Consider the following 18,843-nt stretch of genomic DNA (forward strand, 5'->3'; position numbering starts at 1 on the left):
CATGGCCGGAACCTATCACTCGTTCGACCATGCCAAGTATGCCCAGCGCTATCTGGCCGAGTTCTGCTGGCGATTTAACCGTCGCTTTGATCTGCCTGCCATGCTGCCCAGACTGCTGCGAGCTGTGGCTACTACACGACCGCTTCCATTGACCGTACTACGCTCATCTGAGGTAAGTCGCTAATCAGGTATTTTTAGCCTCTAGCGCTTATCCATCAGGCGCTAGAAGCTATCACTAATATAGCAATTCAAGCTTTTGCGCGCTGCGGGCGCGAAGGGCATTGGGCTAGCGTGCACGTGCCGTACAGCGACAACGCATGCTCCTGCAGCCGAAAGCCCTTGGCATGCGCGATCTCCGCTTGGCGGGATTCGATGGATGCGTCGTGGAATTCCTCGACCTTGCCGCAGTCCAGGCACACCAGGTGGTCGTGGTGCAAACCGTCGTCCAGCTCATACACCGCGCGGTCCGCTTGAAAGCTGCTTCGCCGCAAAAGACCCGCCTGCTCCAGCTGGGCCAGCACGCGGTACACCGTGGCCTGGCCCACGTCCGTGCGCTCATGCAGCATGCGCCGGTAAACGTCTTCGGCCGTGAAGTGGCGCAGCCCATCGGGCGCCGCCTGCGCGGCCAGAAAGACCTCCAGGATCCTCATGCGCGGCAGCGTGGCCTTGAGCCCTGCCCGCTTGAGCGGGTCCGCGCGGACGCCGGGGTTCGGGTGCAAGCTCATGAAACGGCCCTATTCCAGAGACTAGCCATCACGACCAGGCGGGAAACGGATCGTCATACCGCGTCCACGCATGCGGGCCCTGGGCCATCTCCGCATCGGTCAGCAGGCAGGCGTCCAGGCGCTGGCGCAAGGCGGCTTCATCCATGCCGATACCGATCAGCACCAGCTCCTGCCGGGCATCACCCACGCCATCGGCCCAGTTCTTCTGGATGGCCGCCAAGGATTCGGCATCACGCGGCCAGCGATCGCGAGGCACTGCGCCCCACCAAAAGCCTGCGGCGCTATGGCGCGCCACGGCACCCGCCTGCGACCACGCCCCCGCATACGCCGGACGGCTGGCCAGCCAGAAGAAGCCTTTGGACCGCACCACGCCGGGCCACTCGCTTTCCACCCAGCCGAAGAAGCGTTGCGGGTGAAACGGCAGGCGGGCGCGGTACACAAAGCTGCTGATGCCGTAGGCCTCTGTCTCGGGCACGTGTTCGCCGCGCAACTCGGCCAGCCAGCCGGGCGCCTTGGACGCCTCGTCAAAGTCGAACAGTTTGGTGTCCAGCACCGAGGCCAATGGCACCTTGCCGAACTGCGACACCTCCATGCGAGCGCGCGGGTTCAGGCTGCGCAAGATCGCCATGAGCTGTTCGCGCTGTGCTGCGTCGATCAAATCCACCTTGTTGAGCACGATCACGTCGCAGAACTCGATCTGCTCGATCAGCAAGTCCACCACCGTGCGCTGGTCCTCCTCGCCCAGCGATTCGCCGCGCGACTGCAGGCTGTCGCGCGAGCTGTAGTCCCTGAGGAAGTTGAACGCGTCCACCACGGTGACCATAGTGTCCAGCCGCGCGATGCTCGACAGGCTCTTGCCGTCTTCGCCAGTAAAGGTAAAGGTCTCGGCCACAGGCAGCGGCTCCGAGATTCCGGTGGATTCGATCACCAGCTGGTCGAACCGGCCCTCCTTGGCCAGGCGTTCCACCTCCAGCAACAGGTCTTCTCGCAGCGTGCAGCAGATGCACCCGTTGCTCATTTCCACCAGCTTCTCGTCGGTGCGCGACAGCTCGGCGCCGCCCTGGCGCACCAGGGCCGCATCGATGTTGACCTCGGACATGTCGTTCACGATGACCGCCACGCGGCGGCCCTCGCGGTTGTTCAGGATGTGGTTGAGCAGCGTCGTCTTGCCCGCGCCCAGAAAGCCGGACAGCAGGGTGACGGGAAGGAGGCGGGAACGGGTGGCACGGGGCATGGCGGATGGGGTGGGTGAAGGCGGAGCCCGCGCTGGGCTCCGCCATATGCAACAGTATTACGTTACACAAGCATAACGCAACTTGATTGCATTTGTGCCTGGCACTTTATTGGCGCATGCGCGACCAGTCGTAAACCGTGAGCCCACACTGAAGACGAGCAGGCCCAAGCCTGTCGCCATCAGCATCAGGGCCACCAGCACCAATGCGGCTTGTGACTAGATGCCGGTGCCGAATGCGCCTTGCGATCCGAAAGAAGAAGGGGCGTTGTTTCGGCCCAGCCATTTTCGCGCGCTGGCCTTGCCCATTACGACCCACCTCAAGCGGCATCGCGCCTGAACCTGCGGGCTACTATTGCTGGCGTCAACAACCCGATGCCGCAACAGGCCACAGCCCACAACAGGGTGTTGACCAGCAAACGGGGCCGCAAACTGCGATCAACAATCGATTCGGCAGGCTTTCGGGGGTTCACCCATATCTGCACCGGCGCCTGCATGTCCATTGCGTCTCGCAGCCGACGACCGAGCCGCTGTTGAAAGTCGCCGATGTTGTCGGGCCGCGCACTGATCGAAGCCCGCGTGCCCTTGTAGCGGCCCCCATCGAACTGGTAGCGATAACGCACCGACACGGTGTACTCAACGCGTCCTCTGCTGGCCGGGTGGTTCTGAACAATAGCCAATTCCACCTTTGCAGGCACGGGCTGCCAGGACTGCATGCGTGCCCAGTCATAGATAGCAGGAACCACCAGGAGCAGCAAAATGGCCAGCCCCGCCACAGCAAATGGCGCAGCAAACAACGCCATCAGCCACATCCCGCCAGGCACTTTCTGCCCTGCCTTCGCGGGTTTAGACACCTTTTGCTTCACGTCGACCACTCCTGAGCACGCGCAGCATCACCAGAACAAGCAGTCCAGCGCCACCCGCGGCGCCTGCAACAAACAGGTTTGAAACCAGCGGACCTGCACGCAGGCTCCGGTCAACCACCGATTCCTTCGGGTTGGCTGGGTTGACCCATACCTGCACCGGGGTACCCGTTTGCCGCGCGCTGAGCAGCCGGTCCACCAGTTGCTGGTGAAAACCAAGCCAGCTGTCACCAGTCCCCTCCACCGCGGCACGTGTGCCGATGTGCTCCGTGCCTCCGGCCCGATAGCGATACTGAACCACGGCTGCGTAGGACGCGGCACCACGGGCCATGGTGGCCTTGTGCAGCCGCACAGACTCTACGTGCGCAAGCGCGGGTTGCCATTGGCGCATGCGCGACCAGTCATACAGGGTGGGCACCACCGTGAAGGCAAGCAGCCCCAGGCTCGTCGCCACAAGCATCAAGGCCACCAAGATCAACGCCAGCCGCGACCAGATTCCCTCGCCGAAAGCGCCTTTCGATCCGAATGAAGAAGGGGCGGCGTTGTTTCGGTGCAGCCGTTTGCGCGCACTGGCTTTGCCCACTATGGCCCGTCCAGCGCGGTGTAGCCGCTGCGCGACTGCAGCATCTGCATCAACTGTTTTGCAGCAGCCTGCCCGCGCACGCCCTCGGCCAGGGTAACGCGACTTCCCCCTTGAAGTTCTGCCATGAGGCGGTAATTGGGCACGCTGGATGAGCCGGAGCGTGTGCCGCCACACTCTTTGAGCCGCAGGCCCACCACCTGCTCGGCACGGGCTTGATGGCGGACCGTGACAACGCCCAGCACGCGCCTTTCTGTCCACAACCCCTGGTGGTCGATGTGTACGCGCAGGCTGTTGGCCAGCTCGTACAGCCCGCCGAGCATGATGGCGCACCCTGCACCGCAAAACACAATAGGGAACAGCATGGGCGCACCTTGTTTTCCCGCAAACCAACCCGCCCCGGCAAAAATGGCCCCAAACACCAGCACCATCAGCGAAGAAGCCCAGCGCCGCCCGGCTGCAAAGTAAAGCTCCACGCCGCCAGGCAGAGGCTGCACGCTGGCCAGGTCAGAAAGCTCCTTGGACATCAGTGCATGCAAACCCGGGTGCTGCGTTGCATCGGCGCTCAGGCGGGTGGATGTAAGGCCGGTGGCGTACACCGGCACCACAAAGCCACGGGCAAATTTCAACCCTGGCGTGGTGCTTTGCACCTCCACGCGCCAACCGTGGTGCTGTTGGACCATGGGGTCCTGCGATGCAGGCAAGTGCGCAGGCACGTCAAACCGAAAGCTCAAAGCCACCCCATTTCCTTGAGGTTGCACCTGCGCCATGCCTTCCGCGCGCCACAGTTCGTACTCGTTGTCTTCGTCGTTGCCGCGGCCGTTGCCTTTTTCGTAGCGGATGCATAGCAGCCGGGTCACGAAACCCAGGCCCGGCGCGTAGGCCATCGGCAGCGCCAGGGTGGCGCCAAAGTGGCCACCAATCGCACCCGGAAACGGGTCCAGCACCAGGCGAGCGTCGCCAAAACGGCGGGCGTCCAGCGTGGCGCGCACCGCCCACACCAGCAAGCATGCGCCCAGCACACCAAAAAAAGCCATCGCGCCAAACGCTACAAAACTGCCGCGCGCCCACGTCCCGGGCAGCTTGAGCACCATCAGCGGTATCGCCACCGCATTCCATACCAACGCAATGAACCACGCGGCTTTCAGCGTTTCGCGTTGGTCTGAACGGATGCTGTTGTCCGCCCACTCCGCGCGGTGAAGCCAGGGGGACGGGCCTTCGTCGCTGCTTGTGGCATCCTGCGCAGGCGGCTCGGTCAGAGTCCCGCGCCAGACTGCGCGGACAATTTTGGTCAGCACCAGCAGGCCAAAGCCGCCCGCAAGCAGCGACAAACCCAGCGCCAAACTCAGTAGACCGGGCCGCAGGCTGCGGTCGGCAATTGAATCTGAAGGGTTCCGGACATTGACCCACACCTGCACTGGCTCGCCCGTTTGCTGAGCGCGCTTCAACCGCCGACCCAGTTGCTCCTGAAAGCTGCCGATGTTGTCGGCCCGTTCGTGAATGGCTGCGCGCTGTCCGGTGTAACTCACACCGCCCACTTCATACCGGTAGCGCACCGACACGCTGTGTGTGGTGCCGCCTTTGCTGCCATGGTGGCTTTGTAGCGTGGCCGATTCCACCTGCGCTGCGACCGGTTGCCAGGTTTGCATGCGCGCCCAGTCGTACAACGGCGACACAACCATGAACACGAAGATGCCAATACCCGCCGCGGCAAACGGCACGGCGAACAAGGCGAGAACCCAAATGCCTCCTGGTGGCTTTTCGCGCTTGGGCGCCACGCGCTGAAAGGAAGATGCAGCGCCCCTCACCGCAGGCGCTCGTACGTGGCTTTGGAGGGTACGTCTGCATCCGAGAAATACGGATCCGGGTCCAGGCTCAGCAGTTTGCCCTGCTGCGTGATGGTGTAGGCGCTGCCGGTTTCACGGCGAGGGCTGTTGGACACATAAAGCCGTGCCTTGTCTGCACGCCAGGTGCCGCGCATCAGCGCATCGCGCAGGGCCTTCTGCACAGCGCTTTCTGAAGCAGCAGCGCTGCCGGAGGCTTTCAAGTCGATGTTGATGAGCTGCGCATCGGCCTGAATGACCAGCACCTGCCCGCTCAGAAAATTCGGGGGCGGCGCGCCGTTGATGCTGGCAACCTTCCAGCGGCCGACGAGCGGGTGCGTGGCCTGGGGGTCCGCCGCATGGGCCAAGGGGACCGGCCCCAAAAGGGTGGAAAACAGAGCCAACAGCAATGCGTTGCGCATGGCGGCCCTGCGGGGTTCACGGGTGTGGGGCATGGAATCTCCCTCCAGAGTTTTTTACTATTTTGCTTTGGGGTTGTTTGGCTGGCGTCGTGCTGGCGGCAGACCGTGTGCAGTTTAAAAGAGAGGCGGCGCGAGGATTTCCACCCCTTGAGCGCTGTATTTCTTGGTGTTTTTGGCCTCTAGCGGTTATCTATCAAGTGCTAACAGCTATGAAATCGAGAGTGAAGCCCGCACTTCGCGCAGCCGACCTGCCTGGCGCAAAATTCAAAAGCAAGCTTCGGAGTGCGCACCGCGCACCCCGTCCCTAAAGTGCATGGCATCGCAATCCACCGTGTGAGCCATGCACCATGAACCCGAACACCGCCAGCACCCACCGCAGCGCCAACACACCCGCCCGACACCTCGTCACCATGCCCACCCGCGCCACTGTTTTAGCCAAAGCCCAGCAAGCCGCTGCCACCCAGGCCGACCCGCGCTGGGCGGCGGTGGCGGCGCGCAGTGCGGCGGCGGATGGCAGCTTCTGGTATTCGGTGCAGACCACGGGCGTGTATTGCCGCCCCAGCTGCGCGGCACGTGCACCCCGGCCAGAGAACGTGCGGTTTCACGACAGCTGCGCGGATGCAGAAGCCGCAGGCTTTCGCCCCTGCCAGCGTTGCAAGCCCCGGCAGCCCACGGCGTTGTCGCACCATGCAGCGCTGGTCACTGAGGCCTGCCGCATCATCGAAGGCGCTGCCGCAGGTGGGGCGCCCACGCTGGATGCGTTGGCCGCCCAAATGGGCCTGAGCCCATCGCACCTGCATCGCATCTTCAAACAAGCCACAGGCCTCACGCCCAAGGCGTATGCCGCCGCCCAGCGCGCGCAGCGCCTGCGCAGTGCGCTCGACAACGCGCCCACGGCCTCGGTGACGGACGCCATTTACAGCGCGGGCTACCAGTCCAGCAGCCGCTTTTACGAACAATCGGCCCAGGTGCTGGGCATGACGCCCAGCCGCTACCGCGCGGGCGGCGCGGCGCAAGACATCGGGTTTGCCTTTGGCCTGTGCTCGCGGGGCGCCATCTTGGTGGCGCAAAGCGACCGGGGCATCTGCGCGATCTTGCTGGGGGACGATGCCGAAGTGCTGGTGCGCGACCTGCAGGACCGGTTTGCACACGCCCACCTGATCGGTGGCGATGCCGCGTTTGAAGCCCTGGTGGCGCAGGTGGTGGCGTTTGTCGAGGCACCGGGCCTGGGGCTGAACCTGCCGCTGGATGTACGCGGCACCGCGTTTCAGCAACGCGTGTGGCAGGCACTGCAGGCGATCCCCGCCGGGCAGACCGCCAGCTACGCCGAAGTGGCCCAGCGCATTGGCTCGCCCACTGCGGTGCGCGCGGTGGCGCAGGCCTGTGCAGCCAACGCGCTGGCGGTGGCCATTCCCTGCCACCGGGTGGTGAAAAGCGATGGCGCGCTGTCGGGCTACCGCTGGGGCGTAGAGCGTAAACGGGCGCTGTTGACGCGCGAATCCGCCGCAGACCCGGCGCCGCAACCCGTGGAGAAGGCTGCATGAGCGCTGTCCCCCTGACGCCAACACCTGACCGGATCACAGACTGGGCCCAACGCGCGGCGGCCATCCACTGGACCGAAGCCGCCGAGACCCTGCACCAGCAAGGCAACGCCGTGCTGCCGCAACTGCTCAGCGCCACCGAATGTGAGGCGCTGGCCCGCCTGTATGGCAACGCGGATGAGAACACCTTCCGCAGCCGCGTGGTGATGCAGCGCCACGGCTTTGGCCAAGGCGAATACCGCTACTTCAGCTACCCACTGCCCGCTGTGGCGGCCGGGCTGCGCGAAGCGCTGTACCCGCACTTGGCGCCCATCGCCAACCAGTGGAACACCGCCATGGGCATTGATGTGCGCTACCCCGCGCAACACACCGACTTCATCGCCCGCTGCCACGCCGCCGGGCAGGTGCGCCCTACCCCGCTGCTGCTGCAGTACGGCCCCGGCGACTACAACTGCCTGCACCAGGATTTGTATGGCGAGCACGTGTTTCCGCTGCAGGTGGCGGTGCTGCTGTCGGAGCCGGGGTGCGACTTTACGGGTGGCGAATTCGTGCTGACCGAGCAGCGCCCGCGCATGCAGTCGCGGGCCGAGGTGGTGCCGTTACGCCAAGGTGACGCCGTGGTGTTTGCCGTGCACCACCGCCCCGTGCAAGGCGCGCGCGGGCCCTACCGCGTGCAGATGCGACATGGCGTAAGCCGCTTGCGCAGCGGGCAGCGGCATACGCTGGGCATCATTTTTCATGATGCTGAATGATCGCCCCAGGGATTGACCGCGTGATGACCTTCAGCCTTTTCGACGACCCGCCCCAGCCCGCCCAGCCGCCCGAGTTGCTAGAGCCCGGCGCCATGGTGCTGCGCGGGTTTGCGCTCGAAAAGGCGGCGGACCTTCTGCAAGCGGTACAGCAGATCACGGCACAAGCGCCCTTCAGGCACCTCATCACCCCCGGCGGCCTGCGCATGTCGGTGGCAATGACCAACTGTGGAAATCTGGGCTGGGTGAGCGACCGCAACGGCTACCGCTACGACCCCATCGACCCCGACGGCGGCAAACCCTGGCCTGCCATGCCGCCACTATTCCGTCAGCTGGCGCTCGAAGCGGCTGCAACAGCCGGGTTCCCCGGCTTTGCGCCGGATGCCTGCCTCATCAACCGCTACGCACCCGGCACACGGCTGTCGCTGCACCAGGACCGGGACGAGGGCAACTACGCGCACCCCATCGTGTCGGTGTCACTGGGCATACCCGCCGTGTTTCTGTGGGGCGGTGCCCAGAGGGCCGACAAGGCGCGGCGCGTTGGTCTGATGCACGGAGACGTGGTGGTGTGGGGCGGCCCGGCGCGCCTGCGGTTCCATGGCGTGCTGCCGCTGCCCGAGTCCAGCCACCCGCTGACGGGGGCGCACCGCATTAACCTCACGTTTCGCAAGGCGGGCTGACGCTGCGCCCCATTCACCGGGGGTAGCCGGTCGCCTTGGCCAACCTGGCCAGCATCTGCTCTGCCACGGGGCGGCCGCGCAGGCTGTCGGCAATGGTCACGCTCTTGCCGTTGCGCAGGTGCACCTGCACGCGGAAAAAGGTGGTGTGTTGGTGGCCGCTTCGCTGGGTGTAGCTTTCCTTGATGTGCAAGCGGGCAATGTCTTTCGCGGGCACGCGCTGCCAGGCCAGCATCAGGCCCAGCAGACGGCGTTCGGTGCGCAGGCCCTGCCGGTCCAGCTGCACAGTCAGGCTGTTGCACAGCGCGTAAAAGCCCCACACCAGCATGGCACCACCCACACCGCCAAACGCCACCGGAAACAACGTTGGCGCGCCGCTGTAGCCCGCCAACATGCCCATGCCAAAGAAAGCGCCGCCCATCACCAGCCACAGCAGGTTCTGCCGCCACAGGCGGCCGTAGGGCTGGTACAGCCGCACGCCGCCTTCCACGGGCTCGATGTCGCTCACCGCGTCCAGCTCGGCGTCGCGCTGGGCCTGCGCCTGCGGGTGCCGGGCCGCGTCTTGCGCAAGCCAGGTCGATTCGGCACCCGTGGCAAACACGGGCACGTCAAACCGGCGCGAGAACTTCAGTGCAGGATCGGTGCTTTCGAGCAGCACCGTCCATTGGTGTTCACTGTGCCCCAGCGGTTGTTCGGACTCGGGCAGCCCCTTGGGCACATTCAGCCGGAACGCTACGCGGCTGCCCGCCCCCTGGGGCCGCACCTGCGCCGCGCCTTCGCCCTGCCACACCACCTGCTCGCGCGACTCGGTGCTGTTGTCGCTATCGCCTGTGCGGGTCTGGTAGTGGTAGGCACAGCGCAGCGTCACGGCAAAGCGCAGATCAGGCCGGTAGGGCACCGTGGGCAGATCCATCGTGGCACCAACATGCCCGCCGATGGAACCCGGAAACGGGTCCATCACCAGACAGACCTCGCCATGGCGCCGCGCATCCAGCGTGGCGCGCACGGCCCACACCAGCAGGCCCAGCCCCACGGCCACCATCAGGGTCAGCACCCCCACCACAATGAAGTTTTCGTTGTGCCACGCGCGCGGCAGGGCTGACAGGGCTGCCGGGTAGGCAATGCCTCCCCACACCACGGCAAAGCCCCATGCCAGCCACACCTCCCAGCGCTTGTTGGAACGGATGCGGTTGTCGGCCCAGGCCTTGTTGGCCAGCCACGGTTCGTCGCCCACCACCTGGAGGCGCTGGGTCTTGCGGGCACCGCTGCCGCGCATGTGCCAACCCCAGGCCAGCATGCCCAGCCCAAAGCCGCCAAACACCACCACAAAGATCATGCGAAAACCCAGCAAACCTAGGCGCAAGGTGCGGTCAGCCACTGACTCTTGGGGGTGCGATGGGTTGACCCACACGGTCACGGGTGCACCGCTGCGCTGAGCGCTCTCCAGGCGGTGGCCCAGGTCTGCATAAAAGCTGCCTTGGTTGTCGGCTGACGTGTTGATAGCAGGGCGATGACCGTCATAGGCAACGCCGGCCACTTCATACCGGTAGTGCGCAGACACGCTGTAAGTGGTGGACTTGCTGCCCCGGTGGGTGTGGAACTGTGCCGACACCACCCGTGCAGGCACCTCGTTCCAGAACTGCATGCGCGACCAGTCATACAGCGTTGGTAGCACACCCAGCAGCAGCATGCCAATGCCCACGGCTGAAAACGGCAGCGCAAACAGCATCAGAAACCAGGAGCCGCCGTTGTTGCTTGCCTTGGTCTTATGGTTGACACCATTGGTGCGCTGTCGTGCCTGGTTGGCCATACACCCTCCCTCTGCGTGTCCCCTTTGCTGGGGGCTTTTGTTCTTCCGGAATCCGGGCGGCGCTGATTCTGCGGCTTGCTGCGGCGGCGGGCCAGTACGTTTTGCAACTCCTACGGGCCCTTGTGGTTTTGTGGGGCAGGTTCTGCCGCAGTTCTGACGCAGAAATGCAAACCAAAATGGCACCCAGCGCTTATCCATCAAGCGCAAGCAGCTATCAAAATTGAAGCTCTGTGGCAACAACATGCGCGGCATGCCCTGTATGCGCACCACCACACCTTTGCCAAAATGGCGCCCATGACTGCCGCCCCGACGCCCCGCCCGCCGCACTACTGGCTCATGAAGTCCGAGCCCGACGAGTGCTCCATCGACGACGCCTTGGCCGCACCCGACGCCACGGTGCCCTGGACGGGCGTGCGCAACTACCAGGCCCGCAACTTCATGCGCGACGACATGCAGGTGGGCGACGGCGTGTTGTTCTATCACTCCAGTTGCCCGGCGCCCGGCATTGCGGGCCTTGCCCGTGTGGCCAGCGGCACCCGGGCCGACCCCACGCAGTTTGACCCCGCATCGCCCTATTTCGACCCCAAGTCGCCCCCAGACGCGCCCCGCTGGCTGCTGCTGGACGTGCAGGCGCTGCGCAAGACCCGGCTCATCGGCCTGCCCGAGCTGCGGGCCCGGCCCGAGCTGGTCACCATGCGCCTGCTGCAGCGTGGCAGCCGCCTGTCGATCACACCCGTTTCGGAAGACGAGTGGACGGTGATCACCACCGAACTGATGACGCTGGGATAGTGCCCGCGGCGGATCACCGGCGCGCCAGCCAGACCCCGAAGGCGGTCAGGCCCACGCCCACCAGCGCCAGGCCCGATCACGGAAACACTGAGTTGGAGCACAGATGGCGCACCCCTTGCGGCGCCCCCCACGGGCGGGGGCGAACTGGACACACAGGACGGCGTGTCCGGTCAGGTATTGAGCAGGTGCCCCGTGGTGACCAGAATCAGGCAGCCCTCGACACTGTAGGGCTGGTGCTGGCTGCCATGCGGGCTGCGCAGCCAGCTGCCAGCCGGGTAGTGGCCATGCTCGTCGGAGAACACGCCTTCGACCACCAGGATCTCCTCACCGCCATGGTGGCGGTGCGGATTGAAATAGGTGCCGGGCGCCCAGCGCACCATGGCGGTGTGACGGGAGCCGAAAGTACTGAGCGGCAGCACCGTCAGCCCGCCGACCATGCCCTGAAACCAGGAAGCAGTGCGGGTGTTGACTACCACCCGTTCCGTATCAGCGGGGTCGAGATACCGCAGCTTGACGAACAGCGTGCAGCCATCAATGGAATACGGCGCGTGCCCGGAACCCGGCGGGTTTTGCAGATACGTACCTGCGGGGTAGTCACCCAGTTCATCGCTCAGCGTGCCTTCGAGCACCAGGATCTGCTCACCCAGGCCATGCGAATGGTGGTCAAACCGCGCACCGGCGTCGTAACGCACGATGGAGGTCGCACGCGCCACCTCGCCCCCGTCGCGCTCGAGCAGGCGGCGGTGCACCAGCGGCGATGGCGACTGCTGCCAGGGCAATGCCTGGCTATCGATCACGCAGCGTGCCGCGTAGTCGTTGTTGAGCAGCGTGTGGGCGATGGCGCTCATGGAGCCGTGCCTGCCGGCTGATCAGGGGCAGATGTTCCGCGAGCGGGGGTGGCGTCAGGGGTGGCGTCGGTAATAGCGTCGGGAATGGCGTCCGTCAGCGCGGGTCGGCACATTTGTTCGCCGTTCCACACCTGCCCGCACCAGCAGCGCCCCTGGGTATCAATGATGCAGGTGCCGGTGCCGCAACAACGGTCATCGTCTGGCATAAGGTTCTCCGATATGGGGCGTGGAAGAAATAATCAAGGCCGAAACAGGAGCACAACCTGCTCCAGCGACCGGCTGACCGGCCAGCCAGGATTGTCGGTGGAGGAAGGTAGCCGGTGCCTGGCGCAGGGCATTGCCTAAGAACCTGTTCTAAGGCCACCCGTTTGGCGCAACGCAGCCGAATACACCCTGCACCCACGCAACAGGGCGATTTCTCCTGCGTCCGTAGGTTCACAGTTCGCAACGGGCAGCCATCCAAACGCCCCACTCCTGGGGCTTCGCATGAACATGGTTCGCGCCCTCGTCCAGATCGCGTTCGCGCGTGCCATCCCCCCTCACTCAGGCGCGCGGTACACCAGCACCTTCAACGCCCGCTCCTCGTCCACATCGGCAAACACGGTTGGGTTGGCCACGCGCTCTACAAACTGCAGTTCAGGCGCCAGTTCGCGCATCTGGTCCTGCAAAAACGCCAGGCCCAGCTCGGGTGCGTTCAGGCACAGCAGCGCGTGGCCGCCGGGGGCCAGCAGGTCGGGCAGGCGGCGCATCAGGCGGGCGTAGTCCTTGGTGGCCACAAAGCTGCCCTTTTGGTAGCTGGGTGGGTCGACGATGACCAGGCCATACGGCCCGCTGCGGTTGATCTTGCCCCAGCTGCTGAAAATGTCGTGCGGCAAAAACGCGGCGCCGGTGGTGATGCCGTTGAGCTGGTGGTTTTGCTGCCCCACGCCGATGGCGCCGTGGCTCATGTCCACGTTGACCACCTGCCGGACGCCCGCCTGCAGCGCCACCACAGAAAACGCGCAGGTGTAGGCAAACAGGTTCAGCACCTTGAGGCCGTAGCGGTCGGTGCTGCGGGCGGCGGCATAGTCGCGCACCCAGCGCCGCCCCTCGGCCATGTCCAGAAACAGGCCGTGGTTCTGGCCGCGCAGCACATGCACGCGGTAGCGCGCGCCCGCCTCGGTGACCACATGCGGGTCGGGCACGGCGCCTGCCATCAGGCGCGTCTCGCTGCGGCCCTCCACCGTATCAGCCACTTTGAAGAACTGAAACCTGAAACTCTCACCAACCCAAGTCAGAGGTGTACTACCGAGGACCCTGCACCGCGGCTAGTGCTAGCCCCCGACTTACTGCATGCCGTGTTTGCCAGAATGCCGCATGTCCTCTCCCACACCCCGCCCCACACACTACTGGCTCATGAAGTCCGAGCCCGACGAGTGCTCCATCGACGACGCCCTGGCGGCGCCCGACGCCACGGTGCCCTGGACGGGCGTACGCAACTACCAGGCCCGCAACTTCATGCGCGACGACATGCAGGTGGGCGACGGCGTGTTGTTCTATCACTCCAGTTGCCCGGCGCCAGGCATTGCGGGCATTGCCCGCGTGGCCAGCGGCACCCGGGCCGACCCCACGCAGTTTGATGCCGCATCGCCCTATCACGACCCCAAGTCATCGCCCGACGCGCCCCGCTGGCTGCTGCTGGACGTGCAGGCCCTGCGCAAGACCCGGCTGATGCCCCTGGCCGAGCTGCGCGAGCGACCAGACCTTGCGGACCTGCGCATGCTGCAAAAAGGCAGTCGCCTGTCCATCACGCCGGTGGACGCCGCGCACTGGCATCGCATCGTGGCGCTGCTGGGCGCGGACTGAGAGCCTTGCACGCACCGAGAAGCGCCCCGAGACTCGCCAGATGTACGTGCCACCTATACACGCCACCTATACGCGCGGTGTGCGCCTACCGCCTGCGGCCAGGCGCGCACCTATCATGGCCTGCTGACCACAACGCCCACGGCCACCGGCCCGCACCCACGCCATGCGCAACATCCTCGACTTCAGCTCATGGTCCGCCCTGCTCTCCACAGTGATGGGGCTGCTGGTGGCCACGCTGGTCATGGTGGGCATCCGGCTGGTGTTCATGCAGACCATGCAACGCCGCCGCGAACGCGAAAACCGCCAGATTAACGAGCGCCTGAAGACCCTGATGGCGGCCTACAAAACCCTGGGCGGGTCGTTCACCGGGCAGCTGCAGGTCAGCCCGGCACACATGCGGGATCTGCGTGCCATGGAACAGCGCAAACCAGCGTCTGCCACAGACACCGCGCAAGACGTAATCACGGACCCCATCAGCGCAGACCCTGATGCGCCACTGCAACCCGGCAGTAGCTCTGACCGCCAGCGCCGCATACGCGACGCGGTAGAGGCCGCGCTGTCGGACGTGATCCTGCTGGGCACCGAAGAACAGGTGCAACTGGCTGCCACCGCCGCCAACGAGATGGTGGCCGGGCGCAATGTGGAGGTGGCGCAGCTGGTGGTGTCGCTGCGCCACTTCATCCGCGCGGCGCTGGACCTGGAGCCCATCCCCGCCAGCCTTGCCATTCCGAACCAAGGCCCCCTTCGGCCAGGTGGCAGCGGCGCAGGCGGCGCAGCAGGCAGGCGGGGCAGTACCGCTGCGGGCGCCGCCGGTGGACGGGCGGGCGGTGGAGGCGCCGGTGGTGGTGGTGGTGGTGGCATGGGCGCCATGGCGCTGGGTTCCGGAGCAGGCGTCGGCGCAGACCGTGTGGGCGGCGGCGAGCCACCCAGCAGCGGCACCCCATGATGCGATGGCGTAGCAAAACAATGCAATGCCGCCCGCTAGGGCGCGCGTCTCAAGAATCCAATCCAAATTTTCAGTGTTTTTGGCCTCTAGCGCCTACTGATAAAGCGCTAGCAGCTATTAAATTAGAAGCAAAACCGCCCTCCCCATGCCTGCATCCAAAACCCTGCTGATCGTCTACCACTCCATGACGGGCGGCACGCACCAGATGGCTCAAGCCGTGTGCCAAGGCGCTGCCGATGCCGAGCCTGGCGTGGCAGTGCGCCTGCTGCATGCGCCCGAGGCCCACGCGGCCGATGTGCTGGCGGCCGATGGCTATGTGTTTGCGACCCCGGAGAACCTGGCGGCCATCAGCGGGCTGATGAAGGACTTTTTTGACCGCAGCTACTACGGCGTGCTCGACCAGATCAACGGCCGCCCGTATGCCAGCCTGGTCTGTGCGGGCAGCGATGGCAGCAACGCTGCGCGGCAGATGGACCGCATTGCCACCGGCTGGCGTCTGAAAGCCGTGGCAGAGCCGCTGATTGTGTGCACCCATGCGCAAACGCCCGAGGCCATCCTGGCGCCCAAACGCATCGGCGAGGCAGACCTGCAGCGCTGCCGCGATGTGGGCGCAGCGCTGGCCGCCGGGCTGGCCATGGGCGTGTACTGACGCGCGCTGCAGTCCTGTTGTGCAGATCTGCAGGTCTGCAGCCTGCTGTGCTATTTACCGTCCCACGCCTGTGCGTAGGCACCCACCAGGTACTGGCGCGTCTGCTTGTATTTGCCCCAGTCAAACCCCGCCAGAAAGGCCCGCGCGGTTTCTGCGCCGCGGCGGAACAGGTCCAGCTTGTCGGGGTCGCTCATTTCAAAGTTCAACCAATCATGGTCGGCCGTGTCGATGTAGGCCACCAGTTGCTTGAAGTCGGGGTTCTTGCGCAGAAACTCAAAGTCCAGGCAATGGCGCGATGAGTTGAATGTCTGGGTGACCAGCTTGGTCAGCTTGGTGATGGTGTGGCTGCGGTCGTCCCACTGCAGCTTGACGCCCAGCGTGGGCCGGGCGGGCACCTTGTTGGTGTTGTGAAACGCGTCGATGGGAAAGTTGGACAGCACCCCGCCGTCAATGAAGCAGGCTTCGGGCGGCGGAAACGGCGGTACGCGCGCCGGGTCCAGGTCGCGCTTGTCCAATCCGGCCAGTTCACACCACAAGTCCCGATGGCTCTGGTCCCGGATTTTCAGTGGGACCCTATACGGCTTGAAAAACACCGGGATGGACATGGAGCACCGCGCATAGTCTGCCGGGTTCACCGAGCCAGGTGCATCCCAATACAGCGCAGCCATGCGCGGGAACTCCACCTTGGTCTCGGTCGCAATGTCGGCCGTGACGATGCACAGGTAGTCCTTGGCTGGGTCCAGCGGCTGCAATGTGGCATTTCCATCGAGTTGCGACACGCTGTGCACACTGCCTGGGCGCAGGTGCCAGCCCAGTGGCGTGGCCGCCATGCGCTGGCGCAGCGCGAGGGTGGTACGAATGCCGCTGCGGCCCAGCACCTCGGTCAGCCACGCATGAAACCGGTCGCCCCGGTTCAGGCCCTGTATCTCGTCCAGGTTGTCCAGAATCTGCATGGCCTTCCACAACCCTTTGGCAAGGCCTGGGCGCTGCAGCATGGTGCTGATGAAGTCCCGCGCGTCATCGTCGCGGTCGTCCTTGCCATCCATGAACTCGGCCATGGGAATGTTGGCCACGATCTCGACCAGCCGGTCGGCCTTGGCCGCACTGGGTTCGTCCAGCGCCGCCAGCACCAGCGCCGTGATAGACCCGGCCGACGCGCCGCCCAGCGCTGCAAACCGCAACCCGGCCTGCTCCAGCAGGTAGATGTAGCCCGCCAGCGCAATGCCCAGCACGCCGCCGCCTTCCATCACCAGGTCCACATACTGGCGGCCTGCGGCGTCCAGGGTGTCGCTGTAGTGCTTTTGGTCCAGCCCTTGGGCGCGCATGGCAGCCACGGCGGGGGCGGCTATGGACTGGAAATCTGCTGCAGTAAGGGCCATGGGGTTCTCCCGGTTGAAGCCGCACATGCTGCCGCACGCATTGCCCCAAGGCAACCTAAATACGGCGTGGACACATTGCAGTCGTATCAAGGGCGCTCAAACCCATGGCGTGACACGTAGACGTAGACGTAGACGTACATGTACACGTACTCATACACGCACACGCGCCAGCAGGCATTGCTGTCCGGCCATCGCACGATTCGCGTGCCATGACGCTGCATTTCAGTTCAGGCGCTTTCTGCACTGCTCGCCCCCCTATAGCTGGCGAGCAAGAAGAAAACGACGATGCCCAGCAAGCCAATCATTGCTGCGGAGGTCGAGAGCAGAACCGAATGCGTGCTTGTAAAAGCAGTCTTGCCCGCAGCGATCAATGCCGCGCCCTGATCGAAGGGCAAACGTGCTGCCACCAGATAGGTGTCACCGATGGAGCGAACGGCCTGCAGCGCAAGATCTGGTGCAAGGTCAGACGGCAGTTGCATCGCCCGGCTGAAAGCGCTGGACATGAAGACGCCGAACAGCGCAATACCAAGCCCGGTACCCAATTCATAGCTAGTGGCCTCCAGTGAGCCTGCAGCGCCAGCCTTGCTGGCCTCAACCGAACCCATGATGGCGATGGAGGACGCGGTCAGCCCGATGCTGAGTGTCAGGCCCAGCACGGCGAGCAAGGCCGGAACAATCAGCCCTGGTTGGTGAAAGTCACTGAAGGCCAGGTGCGCAAGCGCGCCTGCAGCCACCATCAACGACAGGCTGGCTACTTGGCGCAACCCGAAAAGGCTGCTGAGCTTGCCGGCCAATGGCCCCCCAACGGCCGCTGCCGCCATGATCGGGATCATGAAGATGCCCGCCTGCAAAGGCGTTTTGTCCAGCACGTATTGCAGCTCCTGGGCCAGTGTCAGCTCAACCCCGGCCAGTGCGCCAACGGTCACCATGGCCATGATCATCCCTGCCAGGATGGCGGGGCGTGAGAACAGTGTCAGATCCAGCATGGGCGTCTTTGACTGCAGTTGCTTGCGCGCGAACAGAACCAACAGTGCCGCACCCGCAATGATCATGAGAACCACCACCCCCGTGGGTTGGGTTGCGCCAAAGGCCGCCTTGATGCCATAAATCACCGAAACCATGCCCAGAATCAGCAGGGCGGCCTGGCCGATGGGCCACGTGCCGGGTGTCGTCACCTCGACCCTTGACAGCAACAGGTAGCAGGCGGGAACGACCACCAAGACCAACGGCACGTTGATCAAAAAGACAGAGCCCCACCAGAAATGCTCAAGCAGCCCGCCACCGATCAGCGGGCCCACAGCAGCGCCCGCAGCCCCCACCATGCCCCACAGGCCAAGCGCCGTAGCGCGCTCTGCCTCATCCTCGAAGGTGCGACGGATGGTGCCCAGTACACAGGGCATGATCATCGCCCCGCCAACGGCCAGCAACACCCGGGCGGCGATCAGCATGTACGCGTTGGGTGCGAAAGCCGCGAGCCCCGACGCGGTGCCGAAGACCAGAAGCCCAATCAACAAGAGGCGCCGGTTGCCGACGCGATCGGCCAATGTGCCCATCGGCACGAGCAGACCAGCCATCAACAGCGGATAGATGTCGATGATCCACAAGACCTGCGTATTGCTCGCGCCCAGGTCCAGAGTCAGCTTGGGCACGGCGACGTGCAAGATCGTCATGTCCAGCACGACTGGCAGGAAAGCAAGCATGACGGCAATGAGCACAAGCCAGCGTTTGGGTTCAGCGGTTGATACGGACATGGTTCACTTGGAGGTGGCTGGCGTTGGGCGGCACTAAAACACACGAAAGAGCGGCTCTGGCGAAGCCTGTCCAGAGTCAAACAAGCATTTTATGAGTCTTTATGAAATCATATGAATCAAAAATGATTCATATGATGCATGTGTGGTTAAACTTGTCGCTGCAAGACAAAAACGACAACCCGTGCACAACATCGCCCGCACCACACATCGACACA

General features: G+C 64.6%; 18 protein-coding genes and 2 pseudogenes. 8 read left to right on the plus strand and 12 right to left on the minus strand.

Features of this window, described 5'->3' with window-relative positions:
* A pseudogene (locus ACK4OE_RS13470) lies at positions 1-184 on the plus strand (IS1595 family transposase); the annotation flags it as partial.
* A 64-nt stretch (positions 185-248) separates the two neighbouring features.
* Here ACK4OE_RS13470 and fur read toward each other — a convergent pair.
* The 6 genes from fur to ACK4OE_RS13500 form a co-directional block, all read right to left on the minus strand.
* On the minus strand, positions 249-725 hold the full coding sequence (gene fur, locus ACK4OE_RS13475) for a ferric iron uptake transcriptional regulator (protein WP_409885321.1): 477 nt from the start codon (positions 723-725) through the stop codon (positions 249-251).
* Positions 726-753: 28 nt separating this feature from the next.
* Positions 754-1,959, minus strand: coding sequence for a zinc metallochaperone GTPase ZigA (zigA, locus tag ACK4OE_RS13480; RefSeq protein WP_409885322.1), 1,206 nt, complete (start codon positions 1,957-1,959; stop codon positions 754-756).
* 317 nt (positions 1,960-2,276) lie between these two features.
* Positions 2,277-2,822 (minus strand): DUF3592 domain-containing protein, encoded by a 546-nt coding sequence (locus tag ACK4OE_RS13485; protein WP_409885323.1) that lies wholly within the window; start codon positions 2,820-2,822, stop codon positions 2,277-2,279.
* Positions 2,803-3,402 (minus strand): DUF3592 domain-containing protein, encoded by a 600-nt coding sequence (locus ACK4OE_RS13490; protein ID WP_409885324.1) that lies wholly within the window; start codon positions 3,400-3,402, stop codon positions 2,803-2,805. Before ACK4OE_RS13490 ends, ACK4OE_RS13485 begins: the two co-directional genes overlap by 20 nt.
* The gene (locus tag ACK4OE_RS13495) at positions 3,402-5,207 is read right to left on the minus strand and encodes a DUF3592 domain-containing protein (RefSeq protein ID WP_409885325.1); all 1,806 of its coding nucleotides are present in this window, start codon (positions 5,205-5,207) and stop codon (positions 3,402-3,404) included. Before ACK4OE_RS13495 ends, ACK4OE_RS13490 begins: the two co-directional genes overlap by 1 nt.
* Positions 5,204-5,677, minus strand: coding sequence for a hypothetical protein (locus ACK4OE_RS13500; RefSeq protein ID WP_409885326.1), 474 nt, complete (start codon positions 5,675-5,677; stop codon positions 5,204-5,206). Before ACK4OE_RS13500 ends, ACK4OE_RS13495 begins: the two co-directional genes overlap by 4 nt.
* 377 nt (positions 5,678-6,054) lie before the next feature.
* On the opposite strand from ACK4OE_RS13500, the gene ada reads away from it, so the two are divergent.
* The 3 genes from ada to alkB are packed head-to-tail and all read left to right on the plus strand — an operon-like array spanning position 6,055 to position 8,614.
* On the plus strand, positions 6,055-7,188 hold the full coding sequence (gene ada, locus ACK4OE_RS13505; protein ID WP_409885360.1) for a bifunctional DNA-binding transcriptional regulator/O6-methylguanine-DNA methyltransferase Ada: 1,134 nt from the start codon (positions 6,055-6,057) through the stop codon (positions 7,186-7,188).
* The gene (locus ACK4OE_RS13510; protein ID WP_409885327.1) at positions 7,185-7,937 is read left to right on the plus strand and encodes a 2OG-Fe(II) oxygenase; all 753 of its coding nucleotides are present in this window, start codon (positions 7,185-7,187) and stop codon (positions 7,935-7,937) included. Before ada ends, ACK4OE_RS13510 begins: the two co-directional genes overlap by 4 nt.
* Positions 7,938-7,960: 23 nt before the next feature.
* The gene (alkB, locus tag ACK4OE_RS13515; protein WP_409885328.1) at positions 7,961-8,614 is read left to right on the plus strand and encodes a DNA oxidative demethylase AlkB; all 654 of its coding nucleotides are present in this window, start codon (positions 7,961-7,963) and stop codon (positions 8,612-8,614) included.
* Positions 8,615-8,627: 13 nt separating this feature from the next.
* On the opposite strand, the gene ACK4OE_RS13520 is transcribed toward alkB, so the two are convergent.
* Positions 8,628-10,421, minus strand: coding sequence for a DUF3592 domain-containing protein (locus tag ACK4OE_RS13520; protein WP_409885329.1), 1,794 nt, complete (start codon positions 10,419-10,421; stop codon positions 8,628-8,630).
* A 294-nt stretch (positions 10,422-10,715) separates the two neighbouring features.
* Here ACK4OE_RS13520 and ACK4OE_RS13525 point away from each other — a divergent pair, with 294 nt between their 5' ends.
* Positions 10,716-11,210: an EVE domain-containing protein gene (locus ACK4OE_RS13525; RefSeq protein WP_409885330.1), complete on the plus strand. Its 495-nt coding sequence runs from the start codon at positions 10,716-10,718 to the stop codon at positions 11,208-11,210.
* A 170-nt stretch (positions 11,211-11,380) separates the two neighbouring features.
* Here ACK4OE_RS13525 and ACK4OE_RS13530 read toward each other — a convergent pair whose 3' ends face one another.
* The 3 genes and pseudogenes from ACK4OE_RS13530 to ACK4OE_RS13540 form a co-directional block, all read right to left on the minus strand.
* The gene (locus ACK4OE_RS13530) at positions 11,381-12,058 is read right to left on the minus strand and encodes a cupin domain-containing protein (protein WP_409885331.1); all 678 of its coding nucleotides are present in this window, start codon (positions 12,056-12,058) and stop codon (positions 11,381-11,383) included.
* Positions 12,055-12,264: a hypothetical protein gene (locus ACK4OE_RS13535; RefSeq protein ID WP_409885332.1), complete on the minus strand. Its 210-nt coding sequence runs from the start codon at positions 12,262-12,264 to the stop codon at positions 12,055-12,057. Before ACK4OE_RS13535 ends, ACK4OE_RS13530 begins: the two co-directional genes overlap by 4 nt.
* 333 nt (positions 12,265-12,597) lie before the next feature.
* Positions 12,598-13,338 (minus strand): annotated as a pseudogene (locus ACK4OE_RS13540) (class I SAM-dependent methyltransferase); the annotation flags it as partial.
* Positions 13,339-13,414: 76 nt separating this feature from the next.
* On the opposite strand from ACK4OE_RS13540, the gene ACK4OE_RS13545 reads away from it, so the two are divergent.
* The 3 genes from ACK4OE_RS13545 (at position 13,415) to ACK4OE_RS13555 (ending at position 15,498) form a co-directional block, all read left to right on the plus strand.
* Positions 13,415-13,903, plus strand: coding sequence for an EVE domain-containing protein (locus ACK4OE_RS13545; protein WP_409885333.1), 489 nt, complete (start codon positions 13,415-13,417; stop codon positions 13,901-13,903).
* 163 nt (positions 13,904-14,066) lie between these two features.
* Positions 14,067-14,849 (plus strand): hypothetical protein, encoded by a 783-nt coding sequence (locus ACK4OE_RS13550; RefSeq protein ID WP_409885334.1) that lies wholly within the window; start codon positions 14,067-14,069, stop codon positions 14,847-14,849.
* A gap of 145 nt (positions 14,850-14,994) precedes the next feature.
* Positions 14,995-15,498 (plus strand): flavodoxin family protein, encoded by a 504-nt coding sequence (locus ACK4OE_RS13555; RefSeq protein ID WP_409885335.1) that lies wholly within the window; start codon positions 14,995-14,997, stop codon positions 15,496-15,498.
* Positions 15,499-15,548: 50 nt separating this feature from the next.
* On the opposite strand, the gene ACK4OE_RS13560 is transcribed toward ACK4OE_RS13555, so the two are convergent.
* Both ACK4OE_RS13560 and ACK4OE_RS13565 read right to left on the minus strand, forming a co-directional pair.
* The gene (locus ACK4OE_RS13560; RefSeq protein ID WP_409885336.1) at positions 15,549-16,877 is read right to left on the minus strand and encodes a patatin-like phospholipase family protein; all 1,329 of its coding nucleotides are present in this window, start codon (positions 16,875-16,877) and stop codon (positions 15,549-15,551) included.
* 227 nt (positions 16,878-17,104) lie between these two features.
* The gene (locus ACK4OE_RS13565) at positions 17,105-18,628 is read right to left on the minus strand and encodes an MFS transporter (RefSeq protein ID WP_409885337.1); all 1,524 of its coding nucleotides are present in this window, start codon (positions 18,626-18,628) and stop codon (positions 17,105-17,107) included.
* Between the last annotated feature and the right edge of the window lie 215 nt (positions 18,629-18,843).

The organism is Acidovorax sp. (genome assembly GCF_046314175.1).
GTDB lineage: Bacteria > Pseudomonadota > Gammaproteobacteria > Burkholderiales > Burkholderiaceae_C > Acidovorax.